This window comes from Phyllobacterium sp. P5_D12 (assembly GCF_054049495.1).
In genome coordinates this window covers 1-9793 of the sequence record NZ_JBFUMG010000141.1, presented here as the reverse complement: position 1 = coordinate 9793, position 9793 = coordinate 1, and the positions used below count along the sequence as shown (strand labels likewise).

General features: G+C 56.4%; 9 protein-coding genes. 7 read left to right on the top strand and 2 right to left on the bottom strand.

Annotated features, from left to right (window positions below):
- Positions 1 to 144 (bottom strand): DUF4164 family protein (locus tag ACXJ5O_RS11695; protein WP_457300043.1); only part of this gene is annotated, 144 nt, incomplete at its 3' end.
- Between the two features lie 293 nt (positions 145 to 437).
- Between ACXJ5O_RS11695 and tkt the strand changes: the two genes are divergently transcribed.
- The 5 genes from tkt to ACXJ5O_RS11670 all read left to right on the top strand — a co-directional run bounded on the left by tkt (position 438) and on the right by ACXJ5O_RS11670 (position 7050).
- Positions 438 to 2423 carry a transketolase gene (gene tkt, locus ACXJ5O_RS11690; protein ID WP_457300042.1) on the top strand — a complete coding sequence of 662 codons (1986 nt, stop codon included), beginning with the start codon at positions 438 to 440 and terminating at the stop codon, positions 2421 to 2423.
- A gap of 57 nt (positions 2424 to 2480) precedes the next feature.
- On the top strand, positions 2481 to 3488 hold the full coding sequence (gene gap, locus ACXJ5O_RS11685; RefSeq protein WP_112524599.1) for a type I glyceraldehyde-3-phosphate dehydrogenase: 1008 nt from the start codon (positions 2481 to 2483) through the stop codon (positions 3486 to 3488).
- Between the two features lie 231 nt (positions 3489 to 3719).
- Entirely contained in the window at positions 3720 to 4916 is a 1197-nt protein-coding gene (locus ACXJ5O_RS11680) for a phosphoglycerate kinase (protein ID WP_457300041.1), read from the top strand.
- A gap of 174 nt (positions 4917 to 5090) precedes the next feature.
- Entirely contained in the window at positions 5091 to 6116 is a 1026-nt protein-coding gene (locus ACXJ5O_RS11675; protein WP_457300040.1) for a class I fructose-bisphosphate aldolase, read from the top strand.
- Positions 6117 to 6300: 184 nt separating this feature from the next.
- Positions 6301 to 7050, top strand: coding sequence for an SGNH/GDSL hydrolase family protein (locus ACXJ5O_RS11670; protein WP_457300039.1), 750 nt, complete (start codon positions 6301 to 6303; stop codon positions 7048 to 7050).
- Here ACXJ5O_RS11670 and ACXJ5O_RS11665 read toward each other — a convergent pair.
- Positions 7047 to 7211 carry a hypothetical protein gene (locus tag ACXJ5O_RS11665; RefSeq protein ID WP_183665176.1) on the bottom strand — a complete coding sequence of 55 codons (165 nt, stop codon included), beginning with the start codon at positions 7209 to 7211 and terminating at the stop codon, positions 7047 to 7049. The two genes, ACXJ5O_RS11670 and ACXJ5O_RS11665, sit on opposite strands and share 4 nt — an antisense overlap.
- A gap of 122 nt (positions 7212 to 7333) precedes the next feature.
- On the opposite strand from ACXJ5O_RS11665, the gene ACXJ5O_RS11660 reads away from it, so the two are divergent.
- Together ACXJ5O_RS11660 and ACXJ5O_RS11655 are read left to right on the top strand one after the other, a co-directional pair.
- On the top strand, positions 7334 to 9241 hold the full coding sequence (locus ACXJ5O_RS11660; protein ID WP_457300038.1) for a propionyl-CoA synthetase: 1908 nt from the start codon (positions 7334 to 7336) through the stop codon (positions 9239 to 9241).
- An 83-nt stretch (positions 9242 to 9324) separates the two neighbouring features.
- Positions 9325 to 9624 (top strand): DUF1127 domain-containing protein, encoded by a 300-nt coding sequence (locus ACXJ5O_RS11655; RefSeq protein ID WP_457300037.1) that lies wholly within the window; start codon positions 9325 to 9327, stop codon positions 9622 to 9624.
- Positions 9625 to 9793: the final 169 nt, after the last annotated feature.

The following is a 9793-nucleotide window of genomic DNA, read 5'->3' as shown; positions in this document are numbered from 1 at the left end:
GTCCATGTTCATGCGCTGCACTTCTTCTTCGGCTTCGGCAAAATCGCCTTCGTGCTCAAGACGTGCGTCGACCGCGTCCTCAAGGGACGCCAAAGCTTTTGCCAGTCTATCAAGAACCTGTTTGAGGGTGGCTTCCGATGCCATTTCAATGCTTCCCCATGTGTCAATCTTTTTAAACGAATCGMAAAAAGAAGAACAGCTTATCTTGGAGAGTCTAAGGGTTACATCAACGCCACGTCAATCAATCCGCGCCGTCATGGTCCAGTCATGCACCGATAATAATCTCGTGCGACGAATGACCCGTTTGTCGGCGAGGCCATTTTGCCTTAGGTTTAATTGACTCCCTGAAGACACCTGCTATTTGTCGCGTGCCTTTTGGATATTGTCTTTCCGGCATCCAGAGACGGCACTCCTTTCCTCTTCGAAAGACGGTGAACATGACCAATTCTGAGAAATCCAACCAAATGGCCAATGCAATCCGCTTCCTTTCAGCGGACGCGGTGGAAAAAGCCAATTCCGGCCATCCCGGTCTTCCCATGGGCGCAGCCGATATTGCGACCGTGCTTTTTACCCGCTTCCTCAAGTTCGATCCGAAGGCACCGCATTGGCCCGACCGCGACCGTTTCGTGCTTTCGGCTGGCCATGGCTCGATGCTGCTCTATTCGTTGCTGTATCTCACGGGCTACGAAGACATCACCATCGATCAGATCGAGAACTTCCGGCAGCTTGGCTCGCGTACGGCCGGTCATCCGGAATATGGCCACGCCGCCGGTATCGAGACGACAACCGGCCCTCTTGGTCAGGGTCTTGGCAACTCAGTGGGCATGGCGCTTTCCGAGCGCATCATGAATGCGCATTTCGGTGACGATCTGGTCGACCATCATACCTATGTCATCGTTGGCGATGGCTGTTTGATGGAAGGCATCAGCCAGGAGGCGATCGCGCTTGCCGGCCATCTCAAGCTGAACAAGTTGATCGTTTTCTGGGACCACAACAATATTTCGATCGACGGTCCGGTTACCCTCGCCGACAACACCGATCAATGTGCCCGTGTCGAAGCTTCAGGCTGGAATTCCATAAGCGTCGACGGTCACGATCAGGATGCGATTGCTGCTGCAATCGAGAAGGCTCACAAGTCCGATAAGCCGACATTCATTGCATGCAAGACGACAATCGGTTTTGGTGCGCCGACGAAGGCTGGCACCAACAAGGTTCATGGGTCGCCGCTCGGCGCCGAAGAACTCGCCGGCGCGCGCAAGGCGCTAGGCTGGACGGCGGAGCCTTTCGTTGTCCCTGCCGACATTCTCAATGACTGGCGTGCCGCGGGCCAGCGTTCTGTGAAAGAACACAGGGCCTGGGATGAGCGCTTGGCCAAAGTCGATTCGACTATCCGTTCCGAGTGGGATCGCCGGTTGAGTGGTGATTTGCCGGATAATTTCGAAGCAACTATTTCGGCCTACAAAAAGAAGCTTTCCGAAGACAAGCCCAAGGTTGCGACCCGCAAGGCTTCCGAGATGGCGCTCGAAGTCATCAACGGAATTGTGCCCGAGACGATTGGCGGTTCCGCAGATCTGACAGGTTCCAACAATACCAAGACCAGCCAGACCAGCAACATCACCCCTGAGGACTACGGTCAGCGCTATGTGCATTATGGCATTCGCGAGCATGGGATGGCGGCAGCGATGAACGGTATCTCGCTGCACGGCGGCCTCATTCCCTATTCTGGGACGTTCCTGACGTTCTCCGACTACGCACGCGGCGCCATGCGGCTTTCAAGCCTGATGGGCATTCGCGTTGTCTACGTGATGACACATGATTCAATTGGTCTTGGTGAAGATGGGCCGACGCACCAGCCGGTCGAACATCTTGCCGCTCTGCGTGCCATCCCCAACAATTACGTTTTCCGCCCGGCCGACGTCGTTGAAACAGCGGAATGCTGGGAATTGGCACTCAAGTCACGCAAGACGCCGTCGACAATCGCTTTGACCCGCCAGAACCTTCCGACGGTACGGACCGAATATATCGCGGAGAATATGTGCGCCTATGGTGCCTATGAGCTCGCAGCGGCGAGCGGCAAGGCCGAAGTCACCATCTTCGCTACGGGTTCGGAAGTTGAGATTGCTCTCAATGCCCGCACGCAGCTGGAAAAAGACGGCCATCCGACGCGGGTCGTTTCCGTTCCCTGCTTCGAACTTTTTGAACAGACGAGCGACGAGTACAAACGCGTCATCCTCGGTGACGCGCCGGTGAAGATTGCGGTCGAAGCTGCCATCCGCATGGGCTGGGACAGGTTCATCGGTATAGATGGCATTTTCATTGGCATGACCGGCTTTGGCGCCAGCGGGCCAATCGAAGCACTGTACGAGCATTTCGGTATCACCGCGGACCATATCGTCGCAGCGGCGGAAGCGAAGTTGAAATAATCCAGACCATTCCTGCATAATCCATTCGAGGGCCCCAAAACCCAGGGAGACATACAAATGACAGTTCGCGTTGCAATCAACGGATTTGGCCGCATCGGCCGCAACGTTCTTCGCGCCATTGTGGAATCCGGCCGCACCGATATCGAGGTCGTTGCGATCAATGATCTCGGACCGGTCGAGACCAACGCCCATTTGATGCGCTATGACAGCGTCCACGGCCGTTTCCCCGGAACCGTGACGGTTGATGGCGACACGATCGACGTTGGCCGCGGACCGATCAAGGTCACTGCCGTACGCAACCCTGTCGAATTGCCGTGGAAAGAACTCAACGTCGATATCGCGCTTGAGTGCACCGGTATCTTCACTGCGCGTGACAAGGCCGCTGCTCATCTTGAAGCCGGCGCAAAGCGGGTCATCGTTTCGGCGCCTGCCGATGGTGCCGACCTGACCGTCGTCTTCGGCGTCAATGACCACAAACTGACGAAAGACCATATGGTCATTTCGAATGCATCCTGCACGACGAATTGCCTTGCGCCGGTAGCCTATGTTCTCAACGAAGCCGTCGGCATCGATCATGGATTCATGACCACGATCCACAGCTACACCGGCGACCAGCCGACGCTCGATACGATGCACAAGGATCTCTATCGCGGCCGTGCTGCAGCCCTGTCGATGATCCCGACCTCAACCGGTGCGGCCAAGGCCGTGGGCCTCGTTCTTCCAGAACTCAATGGCAAGCTGGACGGTACTTCAATCCGCGTTCCGACCCCGAATGTTTCGGTTGTGGATTTCAAGTTCGTCGCCAAGAAGCCGACGACGGTTGCGGAGATCAATGATGCCGTCAAATCGGCTGCCAATGGCAAGCTCAAAGGTATCCTTGGCTATACAGACGAGCCGAATGTATCGATCGACTTCAATCACGACCCGCATTCTTCTGTGTTCCACATAAGCCAGACCAAGGTGCTGGAGGGCACATTCGTGCGCGTGCTCTCTTGGTACGACAACGAGTGGGGCTTCTCGAACCGGATGGCTGATACGGCTGTGGCTTTCGGCAAGGTCATCTGAGACCTTCGATAAATCCATCCTGATGGCCATCTGGTGCGATTTTCTGCGCTTCCGGTGCTCATGGACCTAAATGTCCACTGCGCTCCGGTTCTCGCAAACCGCACCAGCTGACCCATCAGGTTGAATTTCTCACGAGGTCTCCCGGAGATCCAATTTCGGTGGCGGGGCGTGATAGGCTATTGTCCATCTGGCCTGCTAACCATGCGTACCATTTCAAATGAGGGTAGGACGATGACTGTTTTCAAGACGCTAGATGATGCCGATGCCTCTGGAAAACGCGTGCTTGTGCGCGTTGATCTGAATGTCCCCGTAGCAAATGGCGAAGTAACCGATGCCACCCGCATCGAGCGGGTTGCGCCGACCATTCTTGAACTGTCGAAAAAGGGCGCGAAAGTCATCCTGCTGGCTCATTTCGGCCGCCCGAAGGATGGTCCCACGCCGGAATTCTCGCTGAAGCCAATAGCGTTGGCGGTGTCGAAGGTCATTGGTCACAGCGTACAATTTGCCGAAGACAGCGTTGGCGACAAGGCTGCGGAAGCGGTTGCCACCCTCAAAAATGGCGACATTCTGCTCCTGGAAAACACCCGCTTCCACAAGGGCGAGGAAAAGAACGATCAGGCTTATGTGGAAGCGCTGGCCGCGCTCGGCGATATCTACGTGAATGACGCATTCTCGGCTGCCCACCGTGCCCATGCATCAACTGAAGGGCTTGCGCGCGCGCTTCCCGCCTATGCGGGACGCACGATGGAGGCAGAACTTCGGGCGCTGGAGAAGGGCTTGGGCAATCCAAAACGCCCGGTCGTTGCCATTGTCGGGGGCGCCAAGGTATCTTCCAAGCTCGACCTTCTCGGCAACCTCGTTCAAAAGGTCGATGCACTGGTAATTGGTGGTGGCATGGCCAATACGTTTCTCGCCGCGCAGGGCGTGAATGTGGGGAAATCCCTTTGCGAGCACGATCTAGCCGCGACAGCGCGGGAAATCATGGCCAAGGCGAATGCGGCCAATTGCACCATCATCCTGCCTGTCGATGCCATCGTCGCATGGCATTTTGAGGCTAACGCACCGTTCCATGCTTATGGTCTCGATGCCATTCCAGATGACGGAATGATTCTCGATGTTGGCCCACAATCGATCGAGCGTATCAAGGCTGCCATCGACGATGCTTCCACATTGGTGTGGAATGGGCCACTCGGCGCCTTCGAACTGCATCCGTTCGATCATGCAACGGTCGCCGCTGCACGTCATGTGGCCGCGCGGACGAAGGCAGGGCACCTCGTGTCAGTCGCCGGCGGAGGTGATACCGTCGCTGCTCTCAATCATGCTGGCGTCGCCGACGATTTCAGCTATGTTTCGACCGCAGGAGGAGCATTTCTCGAATGGATGGAGGGTAAGCCTCTGCCTGGTGTGGATGCTCTGAAAAAACACTAGATATCTATCCTTCTCGAGAATCCGTCGCCCGCTACGATTAATGAACAACAGAAAATGTTATCTCTCTAAATCGGTTGAAAAAATTTCAATCGTTTCAATAAGTTGGTGTATAGTTCCGTTTGTCATTTGCTTCTGCTATGGCCCACGCTGTGGGAAAATGGAGTGATATAACTGATGAGCGAACGCCTGGAAGATATCGCGATTGCAATGGTTGCCGACGGCAAGGGTCTGCTTGCTGCTGATGAAAGTACAGGAACAATCAAGAAGCGGTTCGACACGATCGGACTGGAATCGACTGCCGATAGCCGGCGGGATTATCGCGAAATGCTGTTTCGTTCCGATGAAGCGATGAAGGACTATATCTCCGGGGTCATTCTTTACGACGAGACCATTCGGCAAAGTGCCAAGGACGGAACGCCGTTCGTCAAACTTCTTCAAGCTGATGGCTGCATTCCCGGCATCAAGGTCGATGCGGGTGCGAAGCCACTTGCCGGTTTCACTGATGAGACGATCACTGAAGGTCTCGACGGACTGCGCGAACGGCTTGGCGAATATTACAAACTTGGCGCGCGTTTCGCCAAATGGCGCGGTGTGATCGGTATCGCCGATGGTATCCCGACCTGGGGCGCGGTCAAACAGAACGCACAGGCACTGGCACGCTATGCCGCGCTGTGCCAGGAGGCCGGTATCGTGCCGATTGTCGAGCCGGAAGTACTGATGGATGGCAAGCCTGCGACGCATTCCATCGAACGCTGCTATGAAGTCACCGAATGGGTTCTGAAGACGGTTTTCGATGAACTCTATGATGCGCGCGTTGTGCTGGAAGGCATGATCCTGAAGCCAAACATGGTCATCGACGGGAAGAATGCCCGCAAGGCTTCGGTCGAGCAGGTGGCCGAACAAACCGTGCGGCTGTTGAAATCAACCGTACCGGCGGCAGTTCCAGGCATCACATTCCTTTCTGGTGGCCAGAATGACGAGGAAGCCACGGCGCATCTTTCGGCGATGAATGCCAATTACACGCTGCCGTGGAAGCTCTCATTCTCTTATGGCCRCGCACTGCAGGCAGCTGCCTTGAGCGCCTGGAACGGCAAACCCGAGAACGTTGCAGCGGGCCAGAGGGCCTTTACCCACCGCGCGAAGATGAACAGTCTTGCCGCAATGGGCGGCTGGAAAAAAGACCTCGAGAAAGCAGCTTAAGCGTTTTTTATCCAAAAACGTATCTGATGGAGCCCGGGCTGGACAATCAGCCCGGGTTTTTTGCGCACCATTTGCCCGCCGGGATTCGTAACGGAAACATTTATGCGTGGAAATCCAATGTGTTATTGTAGCATTTACGCATTCAGGCGAATGCATAAATGGCAAGGGAGGTATTTGCCTGCTAATGAAACCTTCGCCGTTCCATCCGCTGGTCAGCTGGCTGCTTTATCCCATCTACGCGTGGCAGGGCACGAGCGTGCGGCGGAAAACAGAGCGTATGCTGCCGCCAAGCAACCTGCCCATAGGTGAGATAGCTGGCAAGGACCCGGCAATCAGGCTGCTCGTGATTGGCGATTCGTCCGCGGCCGGTGTTGGCGTAACCGATGCATGGCAGGGCCTTTGCGTGCGGCTTGCGGTGCATCTGCAGGGGCGGACCGGGCGCAAGATCATCTGGCGCACTGCGGGCTTCAATTCGGCGACGTCCGGCCAATTGCGCGATCACGTGGTGCCTAATCTCGAGCGCGGCATGTGGACCCATATTGTGCTGACGACCGGCACCAACGACGCCAAGAATTTCCATTCGCTGCCGCGCTTCAAGCGCGAGTTTGGCGGGCTGCTTTACGCGCTCAAGGCGAAGTGGCCCGAAGCGCATATCGTCTGGTCGAAGGTCATCGATTTTCGTGATGTTCCGGCTATGCCGCCACTGCTCGGTCGCATCCTTGAAGCTAGGGCGAGTGCAATCAACAGACTGGGTGAGCGGCTATGCCGTGAACGCATGGYGATCCCCGCGACGCGTCTGCCGATAGAGGGACCGGAAGGCTTTTCCAGCGATGGCTTCCATGCCTCGGCGCTTGGATATGATGCTTGGGCGAAACATCTGGTGCCCTATATTCTCAACCTGCCAGACATTGAGAGCCAATCGGTGGATAATTAATAGCCAGCATGTCCGAGCAGGACGAGCGCGAACATCGCAAGAATGGCACCGGCGGCTATCTTCCAGAAATCACCGCGTTTTTTTAATCCCGGCCAGCCCAATGGTTTGATGATGTGCAACGCCATCATCAGGATCAGCACCAGAGGCAGGATTTTGGTCATGAAGGCATTTTACCTGCGCGGATGATCGGTAAGCCGAGCAGTGGTCGATCAATGTGCGATTGTCAATTCCACCTTTGACTCTGCGTTGCACATTAGGGATGCTCTGAGCCGGGAGGATACGCATGAGATCGCGATACAAAGAAATCTATCAGGAATGRCAGGCCGACCCGGAGGCTTTCTGGGCTCATGCCGCCGTGGCGATCGATTGGATCCGGCCATGGGAAAAGGTGTTCGATCCGGATGACGGACCCTACGGCCGCTGGTATGCGGGCGCTGAGTGCAACACTTGCTACAACGCCGTCGATCGGCATGTGGCGCAGGGGCGCGGTGATCAGCTTGCCCTCATCCACGACAGCGCAGCGACAGGAACCCAGCGCAAGATCACCTATACGGAGCTTTTGAGCGATATCAATGCGCTGGCTGCAGTTCTGATAGACAAGGGAGTCAAAAAGGGCGACCGCGTTATCATCTACATGGCCATGGTGCCGGAGGCCGTTGTCGCGATGCTTGCATGCGCTCGCATTGGGGCCGTGCATTCCGTGGTTTTTGGTGGCTTCGCCGCGCATGAACTCGCCACGCGCATCGATGACGCCAGGCCGGTGATGATCATCGCGACTTCGTGCGGTCTCGAACCCGGGCGCGTCGTCGCCTACAAGCCGATGCTCGACAAGGCTATAGAGCAGGCCAAGCACAAGGTCAGCGCCTGCCTGGTTCTCGTTCGTCCGCAGCAGCCGCACGAGATGGTTGAGGGGCGTGATTTCGACTATGCGGAGGCGGTAGCTGCTGCGGCGGGACGTGAAGTGCCGTGCGCCACTCTGAAGGCGACGGACCCGCTGTATATTCTGTACACTTCAGGTACGACTGGCCAGCCCAAGGGTGTCGTACGCGACAATGGCGGGCATCTGGTGGCGCTTGCCTGGTCCATGGGCGCGATCTATGACACAAGGCCGGGCGACGTGTTCTGGGCGGCTTCAGACATAGGCTGGGCTGTGGGCCATTCCTATATCGCGTATGCGCCTCTGTTCATCGGGGCAACGAGCATCGTCTATGAGGGCAAGCCGGTTGGAACGCCGGATGCGGGTACGTTCTGGCGCATTATCTCCGAGCACAAGGTCAGGGTTCTGTTCACGGCGCCGACGGCGTTCCGGGCCATCAAGAAGGAAGATCCAAAAGGCGAGTTTATCGGAAAGTATGATCTCTCGTCGTTGAAATACCTGTTCCTGGCTGGGGAGCGTGCCGACACGGACACGATCAATTGGGCGGAGGAAAAACTTGGCGTTCCGGTCATCGATCATTGGTGGCAGACAGAGAGCGGCTGGCCGATGGCGGCCAATCCCGCTGGGCTCGGGATGCTGCCGGTTAAATACGGTTCGCCGACAGTGCCGATGCCGGGTTACGACGTACAGGTGCTGGACGATGCAGGGCATCCGGTGAAACGCGGCGAACTTGGCAATATCGTCGTCAAGCTGCCACTGCCGCCCGCTTGCCTGCCGACGCTGTGGAATGCCGACCAGCGTTTTCGCGAGGCTTACACCAGCGAATTTCCTGGATATTACAAGACTGCCGATGCCGGCATCATCGATGAAGAGGGCTATGTCTACATCATGAGCCGCACCGACGACATCATCAATGTCGCCGGACATCGCCTGTCCACCGGCGCGATGGAGGAGGTGCTTTCAAGCCACCCGGACGTCGCCGAATGTGCTGTGATTGGCATTGCCGATCATTTGAAAGGGCAGGTGCCTTGCGGCTTTATCGTGCTCAAATCCGGTGTGACGCGGGACGAGACCGAGATCGAACAGGATTGCGTCGCACTGATCCGGGACAAAATCGGTCCGATAGCGGCTTTCAAGACGGCACTGACGGCAAAGCGCCTGCCCAAAACGCGCTCCGGCAAGATTTTACGGGGCACGATGCAGAAGATCGCCGATCAGGAACCGTGGAATATGCCGGCCACGATCGATGATCCAGCTATCCTCGAGGAGATCAAGTTGGTGCTCAATGCACGCGGGATCGGTGTCCAAAATTAATCCGCGCTCATGACATCCTCCTGACAGAAGGTTGTCAGTAGGGGTGTGAGATAGTGTCTCCGTAGTCAAAAGGAGACAGGGATATGACTTACGTTGATTTTGGCATTGCCCGCACAGTAAGGCGTCTGCTTTCGGATTTCACAGCGTACCGTGAAGAAATGCGAACGGAGCGTCATATCAGTACGCTTCCAGAGCACATCCTGAAGGATATCGGCTGGCCGGATGCCTATGCCGAACGCCTCGCACGTCGCGGCTCTATGAAAGAAAAGGAGGCTGGCACGGAAAGTGCCAGCTCCGACCTCGCTCCATGGCAACTTGGATGGCCGAAGGCTCGCCAGCCGAGAAAAGTCAGCAAATCTGGTTATTTCGGACTAGAATGCTGAGATAATCGGCAAAATGGGAGCGAAAGATATGGAGCAGAAAAAGACGATCGGGTTCGTTTTCGTCGATAAATTCGCCGATTGGGAATTCGGATTGCTTTCAGGATCGGTGGTCGACTGGTTTGGCGCACGTACCGTAGCGCTGTCGCCGTCGACCGGTCCAGTCAAATCC

Coding starts and splice junctions, on each gene's coding strand:
- ACXJ5O_RS11655 (WP_457300037.1), top strand. CDS start 9,325: ATGACTTACGTTGATTTTGGCATTGCCCGCACAGTAAGGCGTCTGCTT.
- ACXJ5O_RS11665 (WP_183665176.1), bottom strand. CDS start 7,211: ATGACCAAAATCCTGCCTCTGGTGCTGATCCTGATGATGGCGTTGCAC.
- tkt (WP_457300042.1), top strand. CDS start 438: ATGACCAATTCTGAGAAATCCAACCAAATGGCCAATGCAATCCGCTTC.
- gap (WP_112524599.1), top strand. CDS start 2,481: ATGACAGTTCGCGTTGCAATCAACGGATTTGGCCGCATCGGCCGCAAC.
- ACXJ5O_RS11680 (WP_457300041.1), top strand. CDS start 3,720: ATGACTGTTTTCAAGACGCTAGATGATGCCGATGCCTCTGGAAAACGC.